27 protein-coding genes and 4 pseudogenes are annotated in these 24,394 nt (G+C 54.6%); 20 read left to right on the top strand and 11 right to left on the bottom strand.

What is annotated here, in order from left to right; genetic code table 11:
- Nucleotides 1–100: 100 nt before the first annotated feature.
- The 5 genes from ACID345_RS19405 to ACID345_RS19385 are packed head-to-tail and all read right to left on the bottom strand — an operon-like array spanning nucleotide 101 to nucleotide 3,627.
- Nucleotides 101–592 carry a cytochrome P460 family protein gene (locus ACID345_RS19405; RefSeq protein ID WP_011524546.1) on the bottom strand — a complete coding sequence of 164 codons (492 nt, stop codon included), beginning with the start codon at nucleotides 590–592 and terminating at the stop codon, nucleotides 101–103.
- A gap of 39 nt (nucleotides 593–631) precedes the next feature.
- Nucleotides 632–1,141, bottom strand: coding sequence for a cytochrome P460 family protein (locus tag ACID345_RS19400; RefSeq protein ID WP_011524545.1), 510 nt, complete (start codon nucleotides 1,139–1,141; stop codon nucleotides 632–634).
- Nucleotides 1,142–1,178: 37 nt separating this feature from the next.
- Entirely contained in the window at nucleotides 1,179–2,021 is an 843-nt protein-coding gene (locus ACID345_RS19395) for an alpha/beta fold hydrolase (protein ID WP_011524544.1), read from the bottom strand.
- The gene (locus ACID345_RS19390; protein WP_011524543.1) at nucleotides 2,002–2,679 is read right to left on the bottom strand and encodes a pyridoxamine 5'-phosphate oxidase family protein; all 678 of its coding nucleotides are present in this window, start codon (nucleotides 2,677–2,679) and stop codon (nucleotides 2,002–2,004) included. The genes ACID345_RS19395 and ACID345_RS19390 overlap by 20 nt, the downstream gene beginning before the upstream one ends.
- 45 nt (nucleotides 2,680–2,724) lie before the next feature.
- Complete coding sequence (locus ACID345_RS19385; protein WP_011524542.1) at nucleotides 2,725–3,627, bottom strand: alpha/beta fold hydrolase; 903 nt, start codon at nucleotides 3,625–3,627, stop codon at nucleotides 2,725–2,727.
- A 373-nt stretch (nucleotides 3,628–4,000) separates the two neighbouring features.
- On the opposite strand from ACID345_RS19385, the gene ACID345_RS19380 reads away from it, so the two are divergent.
- From ACID345_RS19380 to ACID345_RS27405, 6 genes and pseudogenes are all read left to right on the top strand, one after another.
- Entirely contained in the window at nucleotides 4,001–4,957 is a 957-nt protein-coding gene (locus tag ACID345_RS19380; protein ID WP_011524541.1) for an MBL fold metallo-hydrolase, read from the top strand.
- 26 nt (nucleotides 4,958–4,983) lie between these two features.
- Nucleotides 4,984–5,598, top strand: a complete 615-nt coding sequence (locus tag ACID345_RS19375) for a Dps family protein (protein WP_011524540.1) — start codon at nucleotides 4,984–4,986, stop codon at nucleotides 5,596–5,598.
- A 13-nt stretch (nucleotides 5,599–5,611) separates the two neighbouring features.
- Nucleotides 5,612–5,866 (top strand): DUF1427 family protein, encoded by a 255-nt coding sequence (locus tag ACID345_RS27565; RefSeq protein WP_011524539.1) that lies wholly within the window; start codon nucleotides 5,612–5,614, stop codon nucleotides 5,864–5,866.
- A 45-nt stretch (nucleotides 5,867–5,911) separates the two neighbouring features.
- Nucleotides 5,912–6,380: pseudogene (locus ACID345_RS26395) on the top strand (DUF1348 family protein).
- A 114-nt stretch (nucleotides 6,381–6,494) separates the two neighbouring features.
- On the top strand, nucleotides 6,495–7,253 hold the full coding sequence (locus tag ACID345_RS19365; RefSeq protein ID WP_011524538.1) for a glucose 1-dehydrogenase: 759 nt from the start codon (nucleotides 6,495–6,497) through the stop codon (nucleotides 7,251–7,253).
- 128 nt (nucleotides 7,254–7,381) lie between these two features.
- Nucleotides 7,382–7,516 (top strand): hypothetical protein, encoded by a 135-nt coding sequence (locus ACID345_RS27405; protein WP_266190032.1) that lies wholly within the window; start codon nucleotides 7,382–7,384, stop codon nucleotides 7,514–7,516.
- A 424-nt stretch (nucleotides 7,517–7,940) separates the two neighbouring features.
- Here the strand turns inward: ACID345_RS27405 and msrA (ACID345_RS19360) are convergent, their stop codons facing one another.
- Nucleotides 7,941–8,462, bottom strand: coding sequence for a peptide-methionine (S)-S-oxide reductase MsrA (msrA, locus tag ACID345_RS19360; protein WP_041856947.1), 522 nt, complete (start codon nucleotides 8,460–8,462; stop codon nucleotides 7,941–7,943).
- Nucleotides 8,463–8,472: 10 nt separating this feature from the next.
- On the bottom strand, nucleotides 8,473–8,928 hold the full coding sequence (gene msrB / locus ACID345_RS19355) for a peptide-methionine (R)-S-oxide reductase MsrB (protein ID WP_011524536.1): 456 nt from the start codon (nucleotides 8,926–8,928) through the stop codon (nucleotides 8,473–8,475).
- Between the two features lie 529 nt (nucleotides 8,929–9,457).
- Between msrB and msrA (ACID345_RS19350) the strand changes: the two genes are divergently transcribed.
- The gene (gene msrA / locus ACID345_RS19350) at nucleotides 9,458–10,147 is read left to right on the top strand and encodes a peptide-methionine (S)-S-oxide reductase MsrA (RefSeq protein WP_011524535.1); all 690 of its coding nucleotides are present in this window, start codon (nucleotides 9,458–9,460) and stop codon (nucleotides 10,145–10,147) included.
- 219 nt (nucleotides 10,148–10,366) lie between these two features.
- Here the strand turns inward: msrA (ACID345_RS19350) and ACID345_RS27040 are convergent, their stop codons facing one another.
- Nucleotides 10,367–10,792: a response regulator gene (locus ACID345_RS27040; protein WP_187148860.1), complete on the bottom strand. Its 426-nt coding sequence runs from the start codon at nucleotides 10,790–10,792 to the stop codon at nucleotides 10,367–10,369.
- A 266-nt stretch (nucleotides 10,793–11,058) separates the two neighbouring features.
- On the opposite strand from ACID345_RS27040, the gene ACID345_RS19340 reads away from it, so the two are divergent.
- From ACID345_RS19340 to ACID345_RS27555, 7 genes and pseudogenes are all read left to right on the top strand, one after another.
- On the top strand, nucleotides 11,059–12,300 hold the full coding sequence (locus ACID345_RS19340) for an L-lactate MFS transporter (RefSeq protein WP_041855897.1): 1,242 nt from the start codon (nucleotides 11,059–11,061) through the stop codon (nucleotides 12,298–12,300).
- Nucleotides 12,301–12,410: 110 nt separating this feature from the next.
- A pseudogene (locus tag ACID345_RS27560) lies at nucleotides 12,411–12,569 on the top strand (DUF1348 family protein); the annotation flags it as partial.
- Between the two features lie 825 nt (nucleotides 12,570–13,394).
- On the top strand, nucleotides 13,395–14,054 hold the full coding sequence (locus ACID345_RS19325; protein ID WP_041855895.1) for a sigma-70 family RNA polymerase sigma factor: 660 nt from the start codon (nucleotides 13,395–13,397) through the stop codon (nucleotides 14,052–14,054).
- A 47-nt stretch (nucleotides 14,055–14,101) separates the two neighbouring features.
- Nucleotides 14,102–14,482 carry a DoxX family protein gene (locus ACID345_RS19320; protein WP_011524530.1) on the top strand — a complete coding sequence of 127 codons (381 nt, stop codon included), beginning with the start codon at nucleotides 14,102–14,104 and terminating at the stop codon, nucleotides 14,480–14,482.
- A 135-nt stretch (nucleotides 14,483–14,617) separates the two neighbouring features.
- Nucleotides 14,618–15,247 carry a response regulator transcription factor gene (locus ACID345_RS19315; protein ID WP_011524529.1) on the top strand — a complete coding sequence of 210 codons (630 nt, stop codon included), beginning with the start codon at nucleotides 14,618–14,620 and terminating at the stop codon, nucleotides 15,245–15,247.
- A gap of 118 nt (nucleotides 15,248–15,365) precedes the next feature.
- Nucleotides 15,366–15,719, top strand: coding sequence for a response regulator transcription factor (locus ACID345_RS19310; RefSeq protein WP_011524528.1), 354 nt, complete (start codon nucleotides 15,366–15,368; stop codon nucleotides 15,717–15,719).
- A gap of 141 nt (nucleotides 15,720–15,860) precedes the next feature.
- Nucleotides 15,861–16,365 (top strand): annotated as a pseudogene (locus ACID345_RS27555) (sigma 54-interacting transcriptional regulator); the annotation flags it as partial.
- 567 nt (nucleotides 16,366–16,932) lie between these two features.
- Here ACID345_RS27555 and ACID345_RS26385 read toward each other — a convergent pair.
- From ACID345_RS26385 to ACID345_RS19290, 3 genes and pseudogenes are all read right to left on the bottom strand, one after another.
- Nucleotides 16,933–17,223, bottom strand: a pseudogene (locus tag ACID345_RS26385) (DUF6510 family protein).
- Nucleotides 17,220–17,951 carry a ferredoxin reductase gene (locus ACID345_RS27550; RefSeq protein WP_011524526.1) on the bottom strand — a complete coding sequence of 244 codons (732 nt, stop codon included), beginning with the start codon at nucleotides 17,949–17,951 and terminating at the stop codon, nucleotides 17,220–17,222. The pseudogene ACID345_RS26385 and the gene ACID345_RS27550 overlap by 4 nt, the downstream one beginning before the upstream one ends.
- Complete coding sequence (locus ACID345_RS19290) at nucleotides 17,951–18,589, bottom strand: sulfite oxidase-like oxidoreductase (RefSeq protein ID WP_228370677.1); 639 nt, start codon at nucleotides 18,587–18,589, stop codon at nucleotides 17,951–17,953. The genes ACID345_RS27550 and ACID345_RS19290 overlap by 1 nt, the downstream gene beginning before the upstream one ends.
- A gap of 663 nt (nucleotides 18,590–19,252) precedes the next feature.
- Here ACID345_RS19290 and ACID345_RS19285 point away from each other — a divergent pair.
- The 6 genes from ACID345_RS19285 to ACID345_RS19260 all read left to right on the top strand — a co-directional run bounded on the left by ACID345_RS19285 (nucleotide 19,253) and on the right by ACID345_RS19260 (nucleotide 24,381).
- On the top strand, nucleotides 19,253–19,603 hold the full coding sequence (locus tag ACID345_RS19285; RefSeq protein WP_085954951.1) for a cupin domain-containing protein: 351 nt from the start codon (nucleotides 19,253–19,255) through the stop codon (nucleotides 19,601–19,603).
- 431 nt (nucleotides 19,604–20,034) lie between these two features.
- Entirely contained in the window at nucleotides 20,035–20,454 is a 420-nt protein-coding gene (locus tag ACID345_RS19280; RefSeq protein ID WP_011524523.1) for a GNAT family N-acetyltransferase, read from the top strand.
- Nucleotides 20,455–20,813: 359 nt separating this feature from the next.
- On the top strand, nucleotides 20,814–21,731 hold the full coding sequence (locus ACID345_RS19275) for an NADP-dependent oxidoreductase (RefSeq protein ID WP_011524522.1): 918 nt from the start codon (nucleotides 20,814–20,816) through the stop codon (nucleotides 21,729–21,731).
- A gap of 57 nt (nucleotides 21,732–21,788) precedes the next feature.
- Nucleotides 21,789–22,709 (top strand): alpha/beta fold hydrolase, encoded by a 921-nt coding sequence (locus ACID345_RS19270; RefSeq protein WP_011524521.1) that lies wholly within the window; start codon nucleotides 21,789–21,791, stop codon nucleotides 22,707–22,709.
- A gap of 201 nt (nucleotides 22,710–22,910) precedes the next feature.
- Entirely contained in the window at nucleotides 22,911–23,447 is a 537-nt protein-coding gene (locus ACID345_RS19265) for a hypothetical protein (protein WP_011524520.1), read from the top strand.
- Between the two features lie 463 nt (nucleotides 23,448–23,910).
- Nucleotides 23,911–24,381, top strand: a complete 471-nt coding sequence (locus ACID345_RS19260) for a DoxX family protein (RefSeq protein WP_011524519.1) — start codon at nucleotides 23,911–23,913, stop codon at nucleotides 24,379–24,381.
- Nucleotides 24,382–24,394: the final 13 nt, after the last annotated feature.

Here is a 24,394-nt window from a genome sequence, read left to right as displayed (position 1 = left end):
AAGCACGGTTCCAAGGTTGCAAAGAGTGTATCACCGGCGGCTGCGGTCCTGTTCTGACTGACTGACGGAAATGGCGAGCGGCGCCCTGCGGCGTTCGGGCTTAAGGTGCATACCGAGTGAACACGAAATCACGTGTTTTTACCGGCTGGTGGCACGGGAAGCAGGTCCTCAAGTCTGCCTTTTCGTCGAGCTTGCCTTCTTTGAATTGAGCAAAAGCCCATCCACCCGTGGCAGCATATTTCACAGAGCCTTTAACCATGAACTGGACGTTTGTGGGAAGTCCGGCAACATAAGATTGTTCCCGGCCGAAAGCCTCGTTATTTTCTTTGGACGATTCGTACTTCCAGGCCAACCGAGCAATGATCGCACCATCAGGAAAGGGAAAAACCTTCTCCCGGTAGGCCTTGATCGCGAGATCGTTGCCGAGTATTGCGCGAATATCGTTGAGTTGGCCTTCTTCATGGGCGACAGAGATCAATTTCCAGTCTCTATATCCAGGCGGGATGACGATTTCGGAACTTGCAGTACTCTCATCGGAAGCAACGATTCCACTTGCAGCTGCGAGTAACAGCAGTAAGACGATCCGCTTCATAGTGTCCCTTCATGCGCGTGACTCTCGCGCTTCGCGTTCTCACGGAATGTAGGTCGAGAACGTATAGTCCTGCGCCTTTTGCGGGGTGTGGCACGTGAAGCATGCTTTCGCTGCATGCGCAGTGTCAGGAACGAGCGGTTTCGATGGATCTCCCGCCGTCCACACCTGGAATCCCCACCCGCCCGTCGCCGAGTATTTCTTTGCGTCCTTCACCATGACGGCGACGACTTTCTTACGTGCTTCGACATAAGCGCCGTCTTTCAGCAAGAACTCGTGGACGTCATCGGCAAAAACAGTTCCGTCTGGGTAAGGGAGCGGGCTGCTTTTCTTAAGCGTCGGCAGCCCTTTCGCGTTTACATAAATGATGTGCATGCCGCCCAGTTGGTCCGCGATCGGGCTGTCTTTGGTGACGATCATTGAATTCACCAGGAACCAATTCCGAAAACCATTTGGGAACGGCACGCCTTCGTCAGTGGATTGTGCGGTCAGGCTGCCCAATGAGAGCAGAATCGCGGTGAAGCCTACGATCCTCGCCAGTGTGTGTCGCATCGTACACCTCTTTGCTTTCAGTTCTTCCGTGGGACGGCTAAGCTGCTGCCGCGGCGCACTTTTCCTGGATAAATGCGAGCAGATCGGCATTGATCTGGTCGGCGTGCGTGGTCGGCATGCCGTGTGGGTATCCGGGATAGACCTTCAACGTGGCGTTTTTGACGAGTTTCGACGACTGAAGCGCCGCGGCTCCGATCGGCACAATTTGGTCGTCGTCTCCGTGGAGAATCAGAGTAGGTACGTCGATCTTCTTCAGATCTTCAGTGAAATCTGTTTCCGAGAACGCCTTGATGCAGTCGTATCCGGCTTTCATTCCGCCCATCATGCTCTGAAGCCACCACTTCTCCCGAATACCGTCCGAGATCTGTGTACCCGGACGGTTATATCCGTAGAACGGGAGCGTGATGTCCTTGTAGAACTGCGGGCGGTTTCTGGCATATTGCGCACGCAAGTCATCGAACACTTCAATGGGTAGCCCGCCCGGGTTCTTGGCTGTCTTGAGCATCAAAGGGGGCACTGCGCTTATGAGAACCGCGGCACTGACGCGCTTCGAGCCGTGACGCCCGATGTACCGCGCGACTTCTCCGCCGCCGGTCGAGTGGCCCACGTGGATGGCAGACTTCAGATCAAGTTCTTTGATGAGCGCGGCTAGATCGTCCGCGTAGGTGTCCATGTCATTGCCGTTCCAGGTCTGAGTGGAACGGCCATGTCCCCGGCGGTCGTGCGCAATCACGCGGAACCCGCGTTGACCAAAGAACAGCATTTGTGCGTCCCAGTCGTCCGCGGTAAGCGGCCAACCATGGCTGAAGACGATCGGCTGTCCGGAGCCCCAGTCCTTGTAATAAATATGCGTCCCATCTTTAACTTTGATTGTTGGCATGCTTCTCTCCTTTGTTCTCCTGAACGGCTGGCTCGCTCTGGCACTGCGCGAGTTGATCTGTGAGTCTCTGGTTTTCTTCGATTAACGCCTGCATGCGGTGCTCAAACATCACAGTTGCTTCGCGAATCTCCATTTCGGTGTAGCGCGGAACGATGTGCTGTTGACAGTTCCAATCGAAAGCCTCGATTCGTATGACATAAACTCTCTCCGCGATTGCTTTGTACTGTGGCTCGCGGACCTTCTTCAGCCACTGCTCTGCAATCTCTCCTTCAAATATCTCGACGCGGCCCAGCACCTTGAGACGGAGTTGCCGGGGATAGTCGATCAGAATGAGCGCCACTCTGTTGTCGCTCATGAGGTTGCCGGTGCTGATGTACTGTTTGTTCCCGCGGAAGTCCGCGAACGCCAACGTGCTGTCGTCGATCACTTTCAAAAAGCCCTTCGGGCCGCCGCGGTGCTGGATGTAGGGCCAGCCGGTTGAGCCGATCGTCGCCATGTAAAACGTGTCGCGTTCGGCGATATACGACGTTTCATCGGCGCTCATCCTGGCCGGCGTCGCGGCGGACTTTTCCAGTCGCTCATACTGCCGTCGGCTCCCATACCGTTCCTGAAGAGCTTTGACCAGCGGCGTAAACACCAGTGATCCGAAATAGGGCATATTGCACCTCGTGTTGCGGCTCGACCGACCGCCTGCCCGACGAGTCTAGGCCGCCCGGCTTCGCTGTTTGATGAAGAAGTCTTCGATTCGACTCGCGATCTCTTCTCCGTGCGTCTCAAGCGCGAAATGTCCGGTGTCGAGCATGTGAGTTTCGATCTTCTTAAGGTCGTGGCTGTACGGCGCAGCGCCTTCCGCCGGAAAGATGAAGTCGTTCTTGCCCCACACGATCAACGTGGGCGGCTGATACTTGCGGAAGAATGCCTGGAATTGCGGATACAGAGGGACGTTGGTTCGGTAGTCGTACATCAGGTCCATTTGAATGTCGACATTCCCCTTGCGGTCGAGACCGATCTGGTCCAGCGTCCAAGTTGTCGGATCGAGAAGCGTCTTGTCTTTGACGCCGTTCTCGTACTGCCAGCGAGTGGACTTGGCTTCGACCAGAAATTCGATCGCGGCGCGGCTCTCCGGCAAACCATCTTTCCAATACTTCTTGATCGGGTCCCAGAACGCGAGGAGCCCATCGTCGTATGCGTTGCCGTTCTGAACAACGAGCCCCTGCACGCGCTCGGAATGCCGCAAAGCCAGCCGATAGCCAACCGGCGCTCCGTAATCCATCACATACAACGAGTACCGATCAACCCCGAGCTGCTCGAGCAGTCCGTCCATCAGAAGTGCGTAGTTCTCGAAGGTGTAAGCAAAGTCCTTGCGATCAGGCATGCTGCTCAACCCGTAGCCCGGATAGTCCGGCGCGATCAAGCGGAACGTTCCCGCAAGCCGCGGTATGAGGTTTCGAAACATGTTTGAAGATGTCGGAAACCCATGAAGAAGCAGAAGGACAGGGGCATCCTTCGAGCCGGCTTCCCGATAGAAGATGTCAAGATTTTTGATACGTGCCGTTTGATAGCGAACGGGGAAGTTCGTCCCAAGGGATACGCCAGTGTTTTTCATTTCCTTGCTCCTGAAATCGAATTGGGGTGCTGGGATATTGACTACATGTAGCTAGGGCATCTTGTCTGCCAAACGCTCACGTCGCCGTATTCGTTCAGCCGTTTTCGGACAAAAAGAGAAGGCAGCATTGGTGTTTTCGCACCACCCACCCTGCTCCAGCTTCGGGCATCCGGGAGCGAGCAGTGCGATCCAGCAATCGGCCGTTGTGTAACTTCTGTCGCGTCAGGTGTCATTCTGCTGACACCGTTCCGGCGTCCGGTGATTTCCGATCTATGCGAAGTCGCGCACGAAAACGATGGTTGTACGCAGTATTTCCGCGCTTTGTCCTTTGGCACTTCCCATGCACTTAGGAGGGAAATCAAGGAGGCTGCACATGATTAGCGGAATGCGTCGCGAATTTTCTCGTCGCCAGTTTCTCGTGGGAGGCGCAATCGCAGTGGCGGCTGCCTACGTTGCTCCAATGCGGCTATTTGGAAACGCAGACGATTTGGTGGAAGGTGCCATCAAGCAGTCGGCCACGGCGAAGATAGAGGTCCAGACCCTCCGGCGCAATGTGAGTGTTCTTCTGGGGCCGGGCGGGAACATCGCGGTACTTGCTGGGTCAGACGGGAAGATACTTGTCGATGCGGAGATCGTGAGCGCGCGGCGTCAAGTCTCTGCGGCTCTCGCGAGCATTAGCAAAGATCCCATTCGGCAACTGATCAATACTCATTGGCATTTTGATCACACGGGCGGCAACGAGTGGTTGCATGAGGCTGGAGCTAGCATCCTGGCACAGGAGAACACGCGCAAACATCTCTTGCGAGACACGCGAGTGGACGGCTGGAATCATACTTTCCTGAAAGCGCCGGCCGGCGCGATTCCGTCCGAGGTTTTCCAGGAGAAACATACGCTCCATGTGAACAGCAGCACCATGGAACTCAGGCACTATCTACCTGCCCACACCGATTCCGACATCTCCGTGCACTTCACAGAGGCTGACATCTTCCACGCGGGCGATACCTTCTGGAACCGTTCATATCCTTTCATCGACTACTCGACTGGAGGCAGCATCGACGGACAGATCCGCGCGGCGGAAGAGAACCTGTCCAAAGTGAGTAGAGATACGATCATCGTTCCCGGGCATGGCGCAGTGTCTGGAAGATCCGATCTTGCTTTGTTCCGCGATGTACTCGTCGAGATGCGCGAGAAGGTGGCAGTTTTCAAGAGACAGGGGCGGACGCTGAGCGAAGTGATCGACGCCAAACCGGGAGCTCGCTATGACGAGGAGTGGGGGCAATCTTTCATGAGCCCAAGTGCGTTCGTCGCGTTGGTCTACCAAGGTGTCTGACGGAGAGAGTCGCAACAAGGAGATCTATGTCCTCGAAAGAGAATTCTGGTACTTCCCACAAAGTTAGCGCTCAGCCGCGACTTCACCAAAAAGCGGCGGAGATTCAGCCGTACGGATCGGCAATCATGCTGCTTCCGCTTGAGTTGGAGCATCCGGTTCGGCTCGAGATGACGGCTCAACTCAACCAGTTGCTCGCTGACACCATGACGCTGCGGGATCTATATAAGAAATGCCACTGGCAGGTGGCAGGCCCAACGTTCTATCAGCTTCATCTGCTATTCGATAAGCATCACGGCGAGCAATCCGAATTAGTAGATTCCATTGCCGAAAGAATCCAGCTCCTCGGCGGAGTGAGCATCGCGATGGCTCACGATGTTGCAGAGACCACGCGGATCGAGCGCCCTCCGCGTGGACGTGAAGAAGTGCCCGTACAGATCTCGCGCCTATTGGATGCGCATCAGATCCTCATCCGGCAATGTCGTCCACTGGCTCGGCGTGCAGCGGCATTAGGGGACGACGGCACCAATGATCTGGTCGTCAGCGATGTGCTGCGAAGCAATGAGTTGCAGGTTTGGTTCTTAAGTGAGCACCTGGTTGATGTACCGCTAGTGCGTGCGTTTGAGACGGCTCGGACAACATAAGGAGAGAAAAGCCATGCTGAAGATCATAACGGGGCTCTTTGTGGGTTTCCTCATCGGTGCCGGTTGTCGGTGGTTCGACATTCCGTTACCCGGCCCACCGAAATTGGTAGGAGCCGTCCTCGTACTTTCCGTCACAGCGGGTTATGTTGCCACCGGCAGATTGATCGAGGCTCGGTCCCCAGGCAAAAGGATCGCGCTGAATGAGCAGTGGTGTGGAGGCCCGAACGGAGAGGTGATCTCCCGAAGCGTCTCTCAATCCAAATCTTGATGATCATAACGAGTGAGCATGCAGCCTGACTCAAAGGAGAACACTATGACGACTCGTCCGCCACTTCCGCCCTTTACTCGCGAAAGCGCAGTTCAAAAGGTGCGCATGGCCGAAGACAACTGGAATTCGCGCAGTCCCGAAAAAGTAGCTCTGGGATATTCCGTCGATTCGCGTTGGAGGAACCGGTCCGAGTTTGTGAATGGACGGCAGGACATTGTCGCCTTTCTTACTCGAAAATGGGTGAAAGAGATCGATTATCGATTGATCAAAAGAGCTCTGGGCCTTCAGCGACGACCGCATCGCCGTGAGGTTTGCATACGAGTGGCGCGACGACTCGGGGAATTGGTATCGATCTTACGGCAACGAGAACTGGGAATTTTCAGCGGACGGTCTGATGCGGCATCGTTTCGCCTGCATTAACGATCTGCTTATCGCAGATGCAGAACGGAAGTTTCATTGGCCCCTCGGACGACGGCCGGACGACCACGCTGGCTTGACCGAACTGGACTTGTAGTTGCCACTCACGGCCTGAAGCTACACCAGGAAAGCAGGCCGTTAGCAATCACACACCTCGCAGCGATGATCTCTTCTGACGTCTTTGAAAAGTTTCCGAAAGTGCAAGTGAGAAATGAAAGCAACCAAAGCACTTCAAGATAAAGTCGCGCTCATCACTGGCGGCAGTTCGGGAATAGGACTCGCAACAGCGAAACGCTTCGTTGACGAAGGTGCTTTCGTGTTCCTTACAGGACGGAGAGAACCTGAGCTTCTGGCGGCGGCAAATGAGTTGGGTCCAAGCGCAATCGCGATTCGCACCGATTCTTCGCTCATCTCCGACGTGGAGAAAATTCTCGCAAGGATCAGAGAAACAAAGGGGAAGCTCGATATTCTGTTCGCAAATGCCGGAATTGGTGAGTTCCTTCCGTTGGGAGTGATTACCGAGGAGCACTTTGACAAGATCTTCTCTACCAACGTCAAAGGGATCGTCTTCCTGGTGCAAAAGGCTCTTCCACTGATGCCCTCAGGGTCGAGCATCGTCCTCAATGCCTCCATCGCATCGATCAAGGGCATGCCGGCATTCAGCATCTACAGTGCCAGCAAGGCAGCTTTGCGCTCATTCGCCCGTTCATGGACCACAGATCTAAGGCGACAGCAGATTCGCGTGAATGCCGTCAGCCCTGGCGTCATTTCCACTCCAGGTTATGACGGCCTCGGTCTTTCTAAGCAAGAGATGGAAACCTTTCTCAAGACCAACGCCGAGACGATTCCACTTGGGAGAGTAGGAACCCCCGACGAAGTGGCAAAGGCGGTGGTATTCCTTTCTTCAGACGAGAGCAGCTACATTAGCGGCATCGAACTTTTTGTGGACGGCGGACTCGCGCAGATCTAGCCATTTGAAGGGGCATCTGCGATCGATGCAATAACCATCGAAAGCTGCGCCTCGCGGCGTCAAGCCCGTTGCAACGGTGTCATGAATACCGCCGTTTGAGGTGGGTGGCAAACTCTGCGAGCAACTCTGTGACAAAGATCAGCACGCCTGGAGGCGCGGTGGTGGGCACCTACAGAGTGGGGTCGCAACCGTTCGCGTTGGCATTCGACGGCGCAAACATGTGGGTTGCAAACTATGGTGAGAACACGGTCTCGAAGCGATAGCTGGCGATAACAGGCCTTACCACAAGCTATCGTGCCACATCGGAATCGCTTCCGAAAAGACGATATATCAACAGCTATTTGCTCAATCCCATGGCGGGCGCAAGCTGAGCTGAACGGGACCATTGTTTTCAGCCGTGCCGAGCTAGGGCGGCAGTTCTGCATGCTTGCGTTTTGCGCTTGGTCTCTCGTTTCTTTCTGCGGTCGCGGACCGGTTCGGACTGTGGGCCCGAAGACTTCCAGCCCCTCCACGTTCACCGGGCGACAGAAACGGTCGATATAACTCATTTGGTCTCGGTTGACATAAATATCTCCTATAAAAAAGTTCGCGATAAGCGGCTTGTATGCGCGAACTCTGTTTGGGATATAGCCGACTGACGCGAGGGAGCGAGAACTCACTCGAATTCGGCCAGCAATTGATTTCTCATTAGGAACTAAAAGACGCTTTTTCAGATCGCCGCGGAAGCTTCCAGTCGGGTCGAATGAAATGGCAGTTGTAGCCGTTCGGATAGTACTCCAGATAATCTTGATGTTCCGGCTCGGCTTCCCAAAAAGCACCTGCCGGTTCGACTTCAGTCACCACTTTACCGGGCCAAATACCCGATGCGTTGACATCCGCGATGGTGTCTATTGCAATTCGTTTCTGTTCGTCGCTAGTGTAGAAAATGGCGGAACGATAGCTGGTTCCCCTGTCGTTCCCTTGGCGATTAAGCGTGGTTGGGTCATGAATTTGGAAGAAGAACTCTAGCAGCGTCCTGTAAGTGAGCTGCTCAGGATCAAAGATGATTTCAATTGCCTCGGCATGGGTGCCGTGATTACGGTAGGTCGCGTTGGATACGTCGCCACCCGAATAGCCGACCCGTGTCGAAATCACACCGGGGTAGCGGCGCAGTAGCTGCTGCATACCCCAAAAGCAACCGCCTGCAATAAGTGCGCGTTCGGTCAATATGTTCACGCCATTACTCCTTATTTTGAGTCTGGAATATCTTGCGATAGATGCCGTAGCCCTCGTTCTCGAGTTCATCGAAATGAATGAATCGCAGCGAAGCTGAATTAATACAATAGCGGAGTCCGCCTTCCGCGAGTGGGCCGTCCGGAAACACGTGACCAAGGTGACTGTCGCCATGCCTTGAGCGAACTTCCGTCTCTGTTGTCCCGTGGCTAACGTCGATGTTCTCTACAACATTTTCGCTCTCGATTGGTTTGGTGAAACTCGGCCAGCCTGTATGACTGTCAAACTTATGGATCGATGCGAACAGTGGTTCCCCAGAGACTACGTCCACGTAAATGCCAGGCTCTCTGTTGTCCCAGTAGGCATTGTGAAAGGGGCGCTCCGTCCCACTAGTTTGCGTAACCCGATATTGTTCAGGAGAGAGGCGGGACACAGCGTCGGGATTCCTCTTGTATGTCGGCATAATGCTTTCCTGTTTTTGGATATCACCGAGCAATGGCATTGCAAGCAGTGTGCCAAATTCTCGAACTTCCTGTTTCATTACCATCAGGATCGTTCGCCAGAAGGCAATGTCACCAACGATGTCGCCTCTAGGACCCAGGTGTCAGCATGCCGACAGGACGGGATGCGTCGAAGACCCGTACCTGTGCTTCGGGTCGTCATCAAGACATGCCAGTTCTTTTGCTTTCGCGGCTACAAGTGAAGACATTCCAGAGAAATTCAAGCGATCGACGGTCATTTTTCAATTTGGTTTCCGAATTGCGATGATCTGTTCCGAAAACATGACGGGTCGGAACCGCCGAATCGGAATCAACCAGGGCCGTGCGGGCATCGAAATGATTGAAGCGTTGATTCTGGAGAATCCTTACGACTGAGCGAGGCCTCCCGATTGTAGAGGGGCAGTCGCAAGGCGAACGGCTGCTGGGCGGGTTCTCGTTAGTCGTGCGCCCAAAAGGGCCGTTTATATGAAGCAAGAGGAGTGGGAGGCGTTCATGGTGACTCGTCTGGTAGGTAGTTGTGTGGTGTTGGGGTGCGCGATGTTTCTTGCTGGTTGTAATGCCCATGCCACTCCCTCTTCAAGAAAAGCAATTCCAGCGGCGAACGTGGACGTTGCACTGGCGTCAGCCTCCGGGAAACAAACAGCAGTATTCGCCGGCGGCTGCTTTTGGGGAACGCAGGCCGTTTTTGAAAGGGTGAAGGGTGTTATCAGCACTACGGCCGGATATTCTGGCGGCTCAGCCGCGACTGCAACTTACGATCAGGTGACGACGGAAACGACCGGACATGCTGAGTCCCTCGAAGTGGTTTTCGACCCGTCCAAAATCACTTACGGCCAGTTGCTGCGCATCTTTTTTTCCGTCGCCCACGATCCAACCCAACTCAACCACCAAGGACCAGACGTGGGTGCTTCGTATCGATCGGCCATCTTTTACGTTAACGATGATCAAAAGCGAATTGCGAACACCTACATCGCGCAACTCGACACCGCGAAGGTCTTTCCGGCGCAGATCGTAACTGAAGTAACGCCGTTGAAGGGTTTCTACCGTGCCGAGGACTACCATCAGGATTACGCGCTCCATCACCCGGACAATCCTTACATCCTGGTCTGCGATCGTCCAAAGATCGAATCACTGAAGCGCCAGTTTCCTGAACTCTTTGTCGATTATAAAGGGCGACACTGAAACGAATGATCGCCGATTCTTTGCCGCTCGTGGTGATTTCAGCGCTCATGGTCCTAGACATTCCAGAAAAGATTATCCTTTGGCGTCGCGCCACCCCTCACCTTCTCGACTCGATGTCGCGTGGCGGTCGCTCCGATCTGCTGCCATGCTCTGCGTTTCCCCCTCCCCACCGAGTAAAACGGGTGTGTAAATGAGTGAGGACTATAAGACGGCAGAACTTCATTTGAGCCTCTTAACACTGTTCGTGAAGTCCGGATAAATGGGTTGCAGTGCACGAGATACACGCGACAGATACTGCAGCAACACAAATGCGCCTTCGGCTTTCGGGATAAAGGCGTCAGCAGCGGTCAGATCGCGGGACGGAATACCGATTGCAGCAGAGTACAAGGCAATGGTCAGGTGTGGCATCTTCGCCTTGAGGCACGCCGCCAGAGCCCCTCCGTTCATGTACGGCATCTCGTAATCGATCACGGCGACATCGATGTGACCGACAGAATCGACGAGAGACAGCGCTTCAATTGGCCCTGGTGCAGTTAGCACGGAAAGGCCAGCCAGCCTCAAAATCGCAGCCCGCAGTTCCAGTTCATCACACTCGTCATCAACAAGAAGAACTTTTAGAGTGAGGAGAAAGTTCGGATTTTTCAAATTGGCTCCGGAAATCGTTTGTCTGTCGGCGTATCCGGAAGCACGCAACGTGCCAGAGCTGCACACGTGGACCTGCCGTGATCCTGACGCACAGATCCCTGACAAGATGCGTAAAAGGGGTAAAACGCGAAGTGAACCTTGTGACACCTCTGTTGACATCACGACACTCCAAACCGAACCCGCCCGTAAGCCGATCGAAGTTGCTGAAGATGGAAATGCGATTGCACGCATTGTTCAGGTCGTACAAGACAGGAAGAGGAAATCAATTGGCAACAAACCGCTACTTCATTGCTGTCGCGGGAGTCGCTATTCAGATGGCGCTCGGTGCCGTGTATGCGTGGAGCGTTTTTCGGACACCGCTCGTGTTGCGATTCGGTTGGAGTCTTTCCCAAGTGACATTGACATTCACCATCAGCATATTCACGCTTGGCGTCGCGGCATTCTTCGGCGGCCTCTGGTTGAACAGATCCGGACCGAGGGTGGTGGCACTGGCGGGCGGACTGCTATACGGATCTGGCGTGATTTTAGCGCGCTTCTCCACCAATGGCCTTTGGTGGCTGTACCTGACGTACGGCGTCATCGGCGGCGCTGGTCTTGGATTGGGCTACATCGTCCCTGTTGCGGTCCTCGTCAAATGGTTCCCCGACCGGCGCGGTCTCATCACCGGGATCGCCGTGGGAGGCTTCGGCGCGGGCGCCCTGATCACTGCGCCGCTCGCGACAATGCTGATCATGCGTGCCGGCATACTATCCACCTTCGCATATCTGGGAGTCGCATACCTCCTGGTGACGGTACTCGCCGGGTGGTTCATGCAGAATCCTCCGGACGGATGGCAGCCGAGGTCGACTATTCGGAAGAATGCGAAGCCGCAGCACCCGAATGACTTCTCTTTGCGCGAAGCCCTCCACACGTGGCAGTGGTGGGCACTTTGGGTCACTCTCTTCCTGAATACCACTGCTGGAATTTCGGTAATTTCCCAGGAAGCGCCAATCTTCCAGGAGTTGACTCACGTTAGCGTGGCGGGTGCGGCAGCATTGGTAGGAATTGTTAGTATCGGCAATGCGCTCGGTAGAGTTTTCTGGGCGTGGGTTTCGGATTTGATCACACGAAAAGCAACTTTCGTCGTGATGTTCCTGATGCAGGTGGTGCTCTTCTGGATACTGCCCGGGGTCACCAGTGTCACACTCGCGACGCTCATCGCATTCACAATATTGATGTGCTATGGAGGCGGATTCGGAACAATGCCAGCCTTCGCGGCGGATTACTTCGGCGCCACAAATGTCGGTCCGATCTACGGACTCATGCTGACCGCGTGGGGCACCGCCAGCGCCTTCGGCCCACTTCTCATTGCCCATACTCGCGAAACGAGTGGAACATATCGCGGCGCACTGCACCTGATCGCCGTAATCGTTCTCGTCTCGACGGCCGTGCCTCTCGTTGTCTCTGCGCCTCGTCGGAAGAGCATTACAGGGTCAAATTCACAGCAGCAGCGGATTGAGGCCGCGTAGTGCGAGCTGAGAAATTTCCCAAGTGATTAGGAGAATACAGGACTGGAACACCCGCAACGTCCAGTCGACCGGCTTCGCTTCCGCCGTTTTGACGTGGATCTGCGCTCCAAAAAGCGCGCTTGGCAGAGGGCGCGTGGAACTCTCGAGGTCCGGGAAAGTTATCACTGGCTTATTCCAAGGATTCCCGGTGGCCGTCAGCGGAGTCATCCCTTGAGCCAAATCCTAGAGTGGCTGTTATGAATCGGACAGTTATCTCCAAATCCCCCTAACAAATCATCGACTGAACGGCTCATCTCGCGCGCCTTGTTAGAACACTGATCCGAACAGCTGCCCTTGAGCGTGCTCGCCCTAAAAATGTTGTCACCTTTGAAACTGTGACAGGCCATCGTTCTAGTACCACTCGATCTTTTTCCCCGGCGCCGATGCACAGCCATTTCACGGTAAACAAATTGCTGCACTGGCATGTGGGTAGATATCGAAGGAGGTCAACATGCCGTTCTATTCTCAGCCAAACACATGTGTTCAACAGCACGCGGGTAATGTCGGGAGCCGTTTCGATCCCGCAAAATCCGATTCCGATTTTCCAATGCTCTTCTGCTCTCTCCAATGCCAAAGGGAGTGGATTTCGAAGTGTATGAGCGGGCTAACGCTCGAAGACGTGTTCGAGATCCAGGAGCGCGCCCGTGCCGTCATCGGTGAATGGGCGGTTGCCGCCACCATTGGTCGCTGAGTACGGCAGTCCTTAGACCCAACGGAACCGAACGCGATCGCCAGAGTACCTTCGCCGGATGGCAGTTGAGCATAATCAGCGCATGTCGTGAACAACTTCACGCCTCGTCCACCGAGTTCGTCTAATACCCATTCGCACATCCATTCTCATCGAAGGCTACACCGCCACTGAGGGTCCGGAAATCTCATCCATCGGGTAACGCAGCCGGGCAGCAGTCCATGAGGATTTTTGCGATACGTCAGTAGCGGGTCGCGGAGTGTCACTGGGACGACAACCAAACCAATGCCAGTGTCGATCAAACCCCTCTATTCTCTGGCGTCGGCTGTGGCAGTCCTCTTGCTTCTGTATATCGAGGAGAAAACAAATGCACACGATCACACGGGATGAAAACCACCGCAGTCGGTATCGAGGCTGCCGGAATGCAGATAACAGTGGCGTGGAAGGCAGACAGGATTCACGGGTGAAAAGGTATGCGAGCTGTGTGGAATTTCAACAAGTCTTTCTAAAGAACCTCGATTCGATATTTCAGCTTTGCGTGTTGCTTATGGGCAATGATCAAAACGCAGAGCAATACCTTTTGGATGCTTTCGACGACTGCGTGTTGGCCCAGCAAGTGTTCCGAGATTGGGCACTCGCGTGGGCTAAACACACAGTAATCGAAAACGCGATCCGCACGCTGAAGTCGCGCCCGAAGAATGCGGAATTGCTGCGGGTGCCCGAACAGCCGTCGATCGAAGATTCCGACACCGTCGAAGCCCCGCAAGCCAACGCGTTGGCCATTATGGCGCTGCGAGACTTTGAACGCATCGTACTAGTCATGTCTGTTTTCGAACGATATTCGGATCGACATTGCGCACTTCTTCTTGGTTGCTCTGTCGAGAGAATCCGTGCCGCGCGGACTCGGGCATTAGTGCAGCTCTCCTCCTCACCTGAGAGTGAGAGCGCAATATCGGTGGATCGAACGAAAGATGCTGATCTAACTCAAGCAGGTCCACCCTTGTTCACGTCGGTCGAACGGCTCTGATTCGAAGCATACCTGCAGGTCAACTGCGGATCCGCAAGAGGAGGAATATGCATCAGCAAGTCTCGCTATTCAATGATGCCAGCCTGTTGCTTCTTCGCCTGCTCGTAGGTTTCATTTTCGCGACGAGCGGCTTCAGGCACATCACCAACTCCAAGGCGCGCTCACTTGGGTTGGGACTGAGCCCAGGCCTCACTCATTTGTTGGCCGTGATTGAGCTCGCTGCGGGGGCTGCCGTTGCACTTGGATTTATGGTTCCGGTCGCCGCTGCCAGTTTGATCCTGATCATGCTCGGTGCAATCTACCGAAAGATATTCGTTTGGCACATCGGATTCTGGGGAGAAAAGAATTCGGGTTGGCATTACGATCTCCTTTTTGTGGCGATGAGCCTCGTGATCATCTCTTCGGGCGGCGGTCAGCTCGCTCTGTGAGGGCAGCGTTTCTCCGGCACGGACGCATCACGGCGCCACAGTGCCTGCAACGGCGGAGTTCCTCTCGCGTATGAGGCACGCCGAATCGCTCACAGGTGCCCGGCGAGAGCCAGTGACTTAAAATACAGTCCACAAATGAGTGACGTGGGCGCTGCCGTGGTTTTTGTAGTCGACGATGATCCTCAGGTGCGTGCATCCATCCAAGGGCTGCTAAAGTCGGCTGGATTGAATTCGCAGTGCTTCGAGTCGGCTGAACAGTTCTTGCAAACCAAGGGTCCGGATGGGCCAAGTTGCCTGGTCGTCGATGTGAGTCTTCCTGGCATCAGCGGCCTTGATTTTCAACAGCAGCTGAAAGAAGCAGGGCTTTCGATCCCCATTGTCTTTATTACGGCGCATGGCGATATTCCAATGACGGTCAGAGCAATGAAATCAGGAGCTTTGGAATTTTTGACAAAGCCATTTGAACCAGAACACTTGCTAAGCGTGGTTGAGCAAGCTCTCGCTTGCGACGTCGCTCGCCTTGCAGTAGAAGCAGAGGAGGCTGCCTTGCGTGCCCGGTATGAGATGTTGACGCGGCGTGAGCGAGAAGTAATGGGCCTGGTGGTTTCCGGGTTCCTTAATAAGCAAATCGCTTCGGAACTTGGGACTAGCGAAATCACCATCAAGGTTCATCGTGGCCGGGTCATGCTTAAAATGCAAGCTGGATCTCTTGCTGAGCTAGTAAGAATGGCTGAGAGACTCCACCTATTCCGTACAATTCACTGAGAAAACGTCATTCCAGACGACGAGCCTTGTTCGCCGTTTGTTATACAAAGGCATAATTGCGCCTCACCTCGAGCTGCTGTAGTTTCTAGGCAACGTGGACGCTCAGGAGAGGCCGAAGGTGGTCGTGATTGTTGATGATGATGAGTTGATTCGCGGCTCGCTTGCCGGATTGATGAAGGCGGCTGGGCTTCCTGCTTTAACATTTGCGTCCGCGGACGAATTCCTGATATCCGGCGAGGCGGAGCGGACGGCATGTCTTATCTCTGATATTCGGATGCCCGGGATGTCAGGTCTGGAACTCCAGGCCAAGCTCAACGAAACCCATCGCGAAATTCCTATCATCTTTATCACGGCTCATGGCGATGAAAAGTTTCGATTGCGAGCTCTTCGCGCCGGAGCAGTGGAATTTCTGACTAAACCATTTGACGACGAGGCATTGCTCGACAGCGTGCGTGCAGCACTCGAAATGTGAGTACGCTTGAGTCGTCAGAAGTTGGGGTCATCTGTGGAATCGGACAACGAGGTTCGATCAAATGGGCAGCGCCCGGTCGAACGCAGATTTGAACAAATCATAGGCAAAAGTCCCGCGTTGGAATCAGCATTTGCGGACGTGGAACAGGTAGCCCCGACTGATTCCACTGTGCTGATCCTGGGGGAGACCGGGACAGGTAAGGAGTTGATTGCTCGAGCTATTCACAATATCAGTCCTCGCTGCGGACGTCCGTTTGTAAAGCTGAATTGCGCTGCTATTCCATTCGACCTTTTAGAAAGTGAGCTTTTCGGCCACGAAAAAGGTGCTTTCACCGGAGCGATCGCGCAGAAGATTGGACGTTTCGACATGGCAAACACGGGGACGCTCTTCTTGGATGAAATAGGAGACATTCCCCTGGCGTTACAGCCTAAGCTCCTGCGTGTGCTACAGGAGCAGGAATTCGAGAGGCTAGGAAGTTGCCGTACCCATCGCGTTGATGTGCGCTTAGTCGCTGCCACTCATCGCAATTTGATAGAAATGGTTAAACGGGCTGAATTCCGCAGTGATCTCTATTATCGTCTGAATGTTTTTCCTGTCACTCTCCCAGCTCTCAGGGAACGCAAGGAGGACATCCCCCTACTTGTCGCTCATTTTGTTAAGGTTTTTGGGCAACGCATGGGCAAACGAATCCTTAATGTCCCGCAGAGCACGATGGACGCTTTAACGGAATATTCTTGGCCCGGCAACATTCGAGAGCTACAAAATCTGGTGGAACGTGCCGTGATTCGATCGAACGACGGGTTGCTTCCGAATCCGCTACCTCAATCTGCGAATTATCAACACAACCAGTTCACTCAGGGCGTGTTCGCTGATTCTCAGCGGGAAGTGATATTGAAAATGTTAGATACGTGCGGTTGGATTCTCGGGGGGTCCCGTGGAGCAGCCAGTCGGTTGGGACTAAAACGAACCACCCTAATCGCAAAAATGAAAAAGCTCGGGATCTCAAGGCCCCTCTCCGAAAGCGATAGACCTCAACTGACTGAACAGCAAGAGAGCGATTAGTTACCCCACTATCGTTCCCGTTCGGCCACACGAATCTTTGAGATGCCCTTTACGACTGAGCCAAGCACGCGTCGGCGATGACGGCAGCACCCACGAGACACAGGTTCAGAACGCCGACAGCAAATTTTCGGAGCCATTATGTTAGGGACCTTCAGATATCCTGGGGCGGCAGCGCGGTCTCCAAGCGCAGGTAAGCCATGCCCTGAAGATCGAGGAACACATGCTGGTCGAAGTCGACCGGACGAAGCAGTACGTGCTCGCAAGCGGAGCATCGCACCACAATACCAGGGCCATGCACGAATACATGTGCTTCAGCTCAGTGTTTTGCAGTCCCACACTCGGCGCACCGGCCCATCGCCTTCGTGATATCAACGGCAAATACTTTGCTCAGTTCGCCGGCAGCAGCATTGCCGTCGATGTAATCGTAATTAGGAAAACTCATTTGAGACCTCCTGTCGGGCCGAAACGCTCGGTCTTGATCTTGTCGGGATGATTGCCGCAACTCACAAGCATTGCGGCAATACTTTCTACGAATGCTGTGGGACCGCACACGTAGCACGTTGGGGTCTGGCTGGAAGGCCAAGTTACGTTTGCGATAAGAGACGTATCGACCCGGCCGGGAGGTCTCAACCAGTCTTTCGGAGCGGCCCGTGTATATGCGTGCGTAGTGGTTAACCAATCGTCCCGGCTCGATATGGCCTGCAGTTCATTACGGTAGTAGACGGCTCCGGGCTCCCGCACGGAATACAGCAAACGAAAGGGTACGGTGCTCCCTGTCGATGCGCGAGAGCGAATCATCGCCATAAGCGGAACGATTCCCGAACCACCCGCGATCAATTGGATCGGCTCCGTTTGCCGCGGTCGCCAAATAAACCAACCGCCGATCGGACCTCTGAGTTCAATATGATCTCCGATTGCTAGCTCTTGCGTGAGGTAGGGTGAAACCTCGCCCTCGGGCAGTTGCTCGACGGTCAGTTCAACTCGCCCTTCCGCATTTGGAGCCGACGCGATCGAGTACGATCGAACTGCGGAATATCCATCGGTTGCCGTCAGACGCACGTCAACGTGCTGACCTGCGACATGGTTAGGCCAATCCACTACCCGGAGCGTGATCGTCTTTGCTGTCTGCGTTTCGTCGCGAAGAGCAACGACCGTTCCCACGCGCCACATTATTCGTCGTCCGAGTAACGCTGCTCGCGCCACGGGTTTCCATACATGTGGTAGCCGAGGCCCTCCCAGAAACCAGGTCGATCCTCTTTCATAAGGCTGATGCCCCGTACCCATTTGGCGCTCTTCCATAAATAAAGATGCGGCACGACGAGTCGCGCGGGGCCGCCGTGCTCAGGAGCGAGATCTTCGTCCTCAAATCGAAACGCTATCCAGGCCTGATTGTTTCTGAGATCCGCAATCGGCAGGTTTGTAGTGTAGTCACCATAGGAACGCACCATCGCATACTGGGCGTCGGTTTCCAATTGACCGAGGATGGCATCGAGAGACACGCCTTCCCAACGTGTGCCGAGCTTTGACCACCGCGTCACGCAGTGCAGATCAACGGTGATGTTCTCGGCGGGCAGCTCTCGAAACGATTTCCAATCCCATCGTCGCAAGACGTTTGTCCCATCGTCGATCGTGAATTGCCACTTTTCGAGCGCAATATGTGGAGTCGGCCCGGCTGAGAGGACAGGGAAATCGGTCGTTAAGTATTGCCCCGGCGGCAATTTCACATCGGAAGCAGTTCGTCTACCCATGAAACCGCGGGAAATATTACCCATCAAAATTTCTCCTACGGTGCGAATCGTATGGCGCAAAGAGCGAACTGCCTCAACTTATAGCCGCCGAACGAAACAACGTCGCTGGATTCTGAAAACGTCGCAACCACTGCATCTGCAGTGAGCACACCGGCTGCCATAGACCCGAGGTCGTGGCGCGGAATTCCAATCAGCTCTTTTGCAGCGTGTGCAATCTCGGGAATCCTACAACGGCGAAAAGGGGTCAAGTCAGGTCATATTGTCTTTGGGTCCTGTGCTCATGAGGCGAGGCCGTGGCAATTGATGACCGTAGCAACAATGGGACTCCGGGGAACGGGGTGTCCTTTCGCTGACAGTCTGTCCAAATGATGTCACGGCGATCATCGTTGCCCTTGCCATGACGCTGAATCCATCCGCCGACTTCAGTCAAAGAGCCCGTGATCACAGGTCGAGAGGCAGCATCAGGGAGAAGTGGTGCGCAAAGTGCATCATCACGAGTGACAGAGGACTCAATGCACGAGTGAAAGGCGATGCAAATCCACCAGCGCCGTGTCGCCGAGACCTTGAAGCTGGATGAACTACCAACGGGTGCGGGTTCGAATGGGCGACGCCGGGTGTGACTTTGGGTCACACATTCCGCAAATAAAGGGCTGCGTGAAGAGGCGGCCAAGCACAGGATGGCGTATGACATTCATAAGGATAAATCTGGTGTGGGTATGCCTCATGTCCGCGACGCTTATGGGGCAAGAAGCTAACGTAATCCCGCTCATCTCGAAGGAGCTGACAAAGTGCCCCGGTGAAGAAGCTGTGATGATCAGCGTGGAATACCCGCCGGGCCACTCGGACGAAATACATCGGCACAACGCCAATACGTTTGTCTATGTGGTGGAAGGCTCGGTGGTGATGCAGCTCAGGGGCGGAAAGGAAGTGACTCTGACGCAAGGTGAGACTTTCTACGAAGGCCCGGAAGATGTCCACATTGTTGGGCGGAATGCAAGTAAAACCAAACCAGCGAGGTTTGTCGTATTTTTCGTAAAAAGGAAGAGCGCTCCTATAACTGTGCCTGTCAAGTAAGCTTGCGAAGACAGGCGAGAGATGGTGCATCAAGCCGTCTGCGTCGATTACTGACATTCGTTGCTGGCAAACCTACTCGCCGACTCCGACGTTTTCGCCCAATACATTAAGCCAAACACACTGTGCCCGTGTTGTTCCGAACCGCGAATTATCTGTGGTCGCCGCCTTGGGACCTTGCCCAAATGGCGCCGCCCTGTCTTGCCCCTCCAATCCTGCAGACTCCGTTCTAATCCGATACTGATAAAGGCCCTTCTAAAAGCTGTTCTCTCGAGAGTGTTGTGCGTGGAAGCACCGCCACAGAGTTGAAAACAATCTCGCAGGCCATCAATTGTGGCTATCGTCGTGCTGTCCTCGAGAAGGAAGGAGAATGCGGAGGCTCGCCGCCTCACGAGAGAAGCACCACGTTTGAATAAAAATAAGAGGATTACGTGATGACGATAGACGAAGGAGAAACCTTAATCAAAACCAAGACTCGGACTAAGGTGCGGATTCACAGGATCGAAAAACGTGTGGGAGACTCCATCGCCTTTCTGAGCTACTCCGTTGACGACCAAAACAAAATGACAATTTGGCACACCGAGATCCCACCATCTCTCCAACACGTCGGCATTGGTGGGAAGCTGGTAGAAGAGGCTGTTCAATTGGCGTCGCGTGAATCGTCTCGTCTCCGAATCGTTTGTCCCTTTGCCAGGGAACACCTGGGGCGTCATCCCGAGTTCACGGAACGTTACGACATTGCTACTCAAGCCTTGATCCCGGACGACAAATCATTGAGCGGCGGTGTGGGCGTGACGAGAAACGTAGCTCAATCGGAACGGAGTTTTGCGAAGTCACTCGACGTGCATTCGTGAACATCATCGATGCGTACGCCGCATTTCCACGGCCTAAGTACAGCATCGGCGAAAGGTAGCGCGGCGAATGGGTCAGAATGCGCCCTATAGACCACGTCTCGCCAAGAAGCGGGACAAGCGGCGCTCCGAAGGCGCGGAACCGTAATTGCAATTAAGAATAGTGCAGGCAGACAGCTGGGAAGAGAACGAACGTTCCAGCGAAGAGAAATTACCGAGGAGATTGTGCTTATGAATCAGACAGGGCAAGGTCCGTCCGCCTTCCGTAATGAGGCGTCCGAGGCCAAGATTTTCAGCACCCCGTTCCTGTCCGAATACCGGTCGGGAAAGAACTTCAAGAACACGAAACGGGAGAGTGATCGATGAAAGCGATAGTGGCGACTGATAAGGCTGCAGGAATCGCCGGGGTGAAGGTCGACGAGCGACCCGAGCCGCAAGCGGCGATAAACGATGTCGTTGTTGAGGTTCATGCGTCAGGATTCACTGGCGATGAACTGTCATGGCCTTCGACCTGGACCGATCGTGCGGGCCGTGACCGCACTCCTTCGATTCCCGGGCACGAGGTGGCCGGAGTAGTCGTCTCTCTCGGCTATGGCACAACGGGGCTGTCGATCGGACAGCGCGTGTTCGGTCTCACGGACTGGTACCGCGACGGTGCGCTCGCGGAGTATGTGGCCGTCGAGGCGCGCAACCTCGCGCCGCTGCCGAGCGATGTTGACTTCACGGTCGGTGCAGCTCTCGTGATGCCCGGCCTCACCGCGTGGCAAGCGCTGTTCGATCACGGTCGCCTCCGTGCGGGGCAAAGCGTCCTGGTGCACGGCGCGGCGGGGATCGTCGGTTCGATGGCGACCCAACTCGCGCGTGATGCCGGTGCGTACGTCATCGGCACCGGACACGCTGAAGGCCGTCAGACAGCACTCGACTTCGGCGCGCAGGATTTCGTCGATCTCGATAACGACGCTTTGGAAGATGTCAGCGGGGTCGACCTGGTTTTCGATGTCATCGGCGGCGATATCGTCAAGCGATCGGCAGCCCTAATTCGCCCCGGAGGAACGTTGGTCACCATCACAGGCCCGAATGACGCGCGGCCTTCTGGCGGAGTCACCGTTGACTTCGTCGTTGAACCCGCTTGCGCCCAACTTAGCGAGATCGTCCAACGGGCGCGGAATGGCCGGCTGCGAACAAACGTCACTAAAGTCGCCAAGCTCGACGAGGCCGTCGCCGCATTTAACCCGGAGACCCGGGTCAAGGGCAAGACGATTTTCCGCGTTCATCCGTAAGGGACGCTTTGCACATCGCCCATAAAGGCGCGATTCACGTAGCGAAAGAGAGTTTAGATGTCGAACACGGTTACACCATCCGTTTGGTATCGCACCCTTAACGTGGAGGGACTGGAGGTCTTCTATCGCGAAGCGGGTCCGCGAGATGCTCCCACCGCTTTACTGTTACACGGCTTTCCGTCGTCTTCTCATATGTTCCGCAATCTGATTCCCATGCTTGCGGATAAATATCATGTTGTCGCCCCAGATTTTCCTGGATATGGCGAGAGTTCAGCACCGCCGGTCAACGAGTTCGACTACTCCTTTGAGAGCTTCGCGACTATCACCGAAAAGTTTACGGAAAAGCTGAACCTTTCTTCCTATATCCTCTACCTCTCGGACATAGGTGCATCGGTTGGATTCCATTTAGCTGTCAGGCATCCAGAACGTGTGATGGCTATGATCGTCCAAAACGCTGACGCCCATGTTGAAGCGATCAATAAGGCGTTCTTGAAGACGGGATTATCTGATTATTGGGAAGACCGGAGCGAGAGGAGCGCTCAACTTCTACTCGATTGGCTTCTGACGATCGAAGGAACCAAGTGGCATTATCTGCACGGAGTCAAGGATCCCTCGAAGATCAGCCCCGATAATTGGGTGATCGACCAGGCTTATCTCGACCGACCGGGGAACAAGAGTATCCAACTTTCACTCCTCTACAACGCAAAAAGGAATCTGGATGCCTATGCAGGTTGGCAGGAGTATTTCCGTAAGCATCAGCCTCCAATGCTGATCACTTGGGGGAAGAACGACGGGATCTTTACGGTGGAAGGTGCTGAACTCTACAAAAGGGATATCCCAAGCGCAGAGCTGCATCTGATCGACACGGGTCATTTCGCGCTGGAAGAAGAAGTGGATCGGATTGGGTCGTTGATCCATGAGTTTCTCGATCGAAAAATCAACAACTTCGGCAATGCCGCTTCGACGCTTGTTGCCTGAACTCTTTTGATTCTGGGTTCTCTCCATCAGTCGTAACAATGGAAGGACCCGGAATTGAGAGTTCGATCTAAGGCGTGCACCCTCGCCCCGCTAGCGAGCAGACATGCAAGCGGTGGCTAGCGCTCGGTGCATTGGCTAATGAAATCCAACGCGCCGATCCAGCGGAGTGATGGTTAAAAGGGAATGAACGGAAGTGATGCAATGCTGAACAATAAACCGTCGCAGCAAAGCGCAAAACATCTCGCCGCACAAGCTGTGGTGGCATATCGTGCCGGGTTTCCGGTTGCTCTGCTTTCAGTCATTAATGACAATGAGCGCCTCAGCGGCATCGTGTGCGACTGGAAAGGACAGCGGGACTCGTTTCACAATGACGCGAAGCTGCTAGGCAGGGCCTTTGCCTTCATCTACATCGGATCGATCGTGGACCAGGCAGACACCGATCCGATTTCAGTCGAATTGAAGAAAGAGCTGACATCCGACCTTTCGAGTGCGCTCGACGCGCGCCAAACTGCGGTCGATTGGGGTGTCGCCGAATCAGTGACGGACACGAATCCCTTCACACACGCCGGGTACAAGTTGGCTTCCCGGCTTCTCCGGGCGGATCAGCCTCTCATCGAATCCCTCGCTCGCGAGTTGTTGACCCGAGGCACGATTGAGGGCGACGCTCTGAAGAAGTGGTTGGATACCAAAGCAAGCCTGCTTGATTTTGACGAATTGGAATCGAGCACGACGTACTAAGAGCAGCGCTGATCGGAGTACAGCCTTGTAACAGCCCCCGAGTGGGTTTCGGAGCTTTCGGCGATGGGTAGAAGGCGGCGAATCCCTGTCGATTCCTTGACGCGCTTGTCAAAATCGCGACGCTCTGTTTCATCAGCACAGACTTCGAAGACCGCTCTTAGACGATGCTGGTAAACACCGCGCTCAAAGTCATGGCATTGGGGCCTGTCGGTGGATGTAATGCCGCAGAGTTGAAATCAATCTTCGCGAATTCGTAAGGGTATCAATCGTGGCCATCGCCGTGCTGTCCTCGGCAACGGAGAGCGAGATTTGCGCGGATTCTGTTCGCATGCGCACGGAGAGGAGCCGGGAAAATCGTGCATTTGGCGATCAAAGTGAGCAGTTTACGAGGGTTCCCGGAAGCAGCAATTCGCGAGATCACAAACCGCTGGTGCAGCCATCAGAACAAAGAAATGAGTCTTGAATGAATTCAAAAGCAGTGCAACTTAGCCAGCATGGGTCGGAGGTCATCCGTCTGTTTGCTCGGATCGCACTAGGAGTTTCTTTTTTGTCGGCTGTGGCTGATCGTTTTGGCCTGTGGGGAACATATGGAGCAAAGAACGTGTCATGGGGAAACTTCGCTCGTTTCGTGGAGTACACCGGCGTGGTGGTGTCACTCTTTCCCAGTTCATTCACGGTACCACTTGCGTGGGCAGCTACCGTGATGGAGTCGCTGTGTGGGGTGTTAATTATCGTGGGCTTTAAAACACGAATGGTTTCAGCCCTCTCCGGTCTGCTGCTTTTGTCGTTTGCCTTAGGCATGGCCATGGGTCTGGGCATTAAAACGCCGCTCGACTATTCAGTCTTCTCAGCTGCAGGGGCTGCATTTTTACTTGCGCTATGGAGTCCCGACAGATTCACGCTGGACGAACTTCTGAACCGATCGGGTGAATGAGCGGGAGATCCGA

The sequence above is a fragment of the Candidatus Koribacter versatilis Ellin345 genome, assembly GCF_000014005.1.
Taxonomy (GTDB): domain Bacteria; phylum Acidobacteriota; class Terriglobia; order Terriglobales; family Acidobacteriaceae; genus Korobacter; species Korobacter versatilis_A.
Note: the sequence above shows the minus strand (reverse complement) of the source record. Positions and strands in the feature narration are given on the sequence as shown.

Excerpts from the sequence above, each read along its gene's own strand:
- ACID345_RS19285 (WP_085954951.1), top strand. The coding sequence starts at position 19,253 with ATGTCCGCGACGCTTATGGGGCAAGAAGCTAACGTAATCCCGCTCATC.
- ACID345_RS19380 (WP_011524541.1), top strand. The coding sequence starts at position 4,001 with ATGATTAGCGGAATGCGTCGCGAATTTTCTCGTCGCCAGTTTCTCGTG.
- ACID345_RS19270 (WP_011524521.1), top strand. The coding sequence starts at position 21,789 with ATGTCGAACACGGTTACACCATCCGTTTGGTATCGCACCCTTAACGTG.
- ACID345_RS19325 (WP_041855895.1), top strand. The coding sequence starts at position 13,395 with ATGCACACGATCACACGGGATGAAAACCACCGCAGTCGGTATCGAGGC.
- ACID345_RS19320 (WP_011524530.1), top strand. The coding sequence starts at position 14,102 with ATGCATCAGCAAGTCTCGCTATTCAATGATGCCAGCCTGTTGCTTCTT.
- ACID345_RS19395 (WP_011524544.1), bottom strand. The coding sequence starts at position 2,021 with ATGCCAACAATCAAAGTTAAAGATGGGACGCATATTTATTACAAGGAC.
- ACID345_RS27550 (WP_011524526.1), bottom strand. The coding sequence starts at position 17,951 with ATGTGGCGCGTGGGAACGGTCGTTGCTCTTCGCGACGAAACGCAGACA.
- ACID345_RS19385 (WP_011524542.1), bottom strand. The coding sequence starts at position 3,627 with ATGAAAAACACTGGCGTATCCCTTGGGACGAACTTCCCCGTTCGCTAT.
- ACID345_RS19260 (WP_011524519.1), top strand. The coding sequence starts at position 23,911 with ATGAATTCAAAAGCAGTGCAACTTAGCCAGCATGGGTCGGAGGTCATC.
- ACID345_RS19375 (WP_011524540.1), top strand. The coding sequence starts at position 4,984 with ATGTCCTCGAAAGAGAATTCTGGTACTTCCCACAAAGTTAGCGCTCAG.
- ACID345_RS19315 (WP_011524529.1), top strand. The coding sequence starts at position 14,618 with ATGAGTGACGTGGGCGCTGCCGTGGTTTTTGTAGTCGACGATGATCCT.
- ACID345_RS19265 (WP_011524520.1), top strand. The coding sequence starts at position 22,911 with ATGCTGAACAATAAACCGTCGCAGCAAAGCGCAAAACATCTCGCCGCA.
- ACID345_RS19280 (WP_011524523.1), top strand. The coding sequence starts at position 20,035 with ATGACGATAGACGAAGGAGAAACCTTAATCAAAACCAAGACTCGGACT.
- msrA (WP_011524535.1), top strand. The coding sequence starts at position 9,458 with ATGGTGACTCGTCTGGTAGGTAGTTGTGTGGTGTTGGGGTGCGCGATG.
- ACID345_RS19390 (WP_011524543.1), bottom strand. The coding sequence starts at position 2,679 with ATGCCCTATTTCGGATCACTGGTGTTTACGCCGCTGGTCAAAGCTCTT.
- msrB (WP_011524536.1), bottom strand. The coding sequence starts at position 8,928 with ATGCCGACATACAAGAGGAATCCCGACGCTGTGTCCCGCCTCTCTCCT.
- ACID345_RS19400 (WP_011524545.1), bottom strand. The coding sequence starts at position 1,141 with ATGCGACACACACTGGCGAGGATCGTAGGCTTCACCGCGATTCTGCTC.
- ACID345_RS19275 (WP_011524522.1), top strand. The coding sequence starts at position 20,814 with ATGAAAGCGATAGTGGCGACTGATAAGGCTGCAGGAATCGCCGGGGTG.
- ACID345_RS27565 (WP_011524539.1), top strand. The coding sequence starts at position 5,612 with ATGCTGAAGATCATAACGGGGCTCTTTGTGGGTTTCCTCATCGGTGCC.
- ACID345_RS19405 (WP_011524546.1), bottom strand. The coding sequence starts at position 592 with ATGAAGCGGATCGTCTTACTGCTGTTACTCGCAGCTGCAAGTGGAATC.
- ACID345_RS19365 (WP_011524538.1), top strand. The coding sequence starts at position 6,495 with ATGAAAGCAACCAAAGCACTTCAAGATAAAGTCGCGCTCATCACTGGC.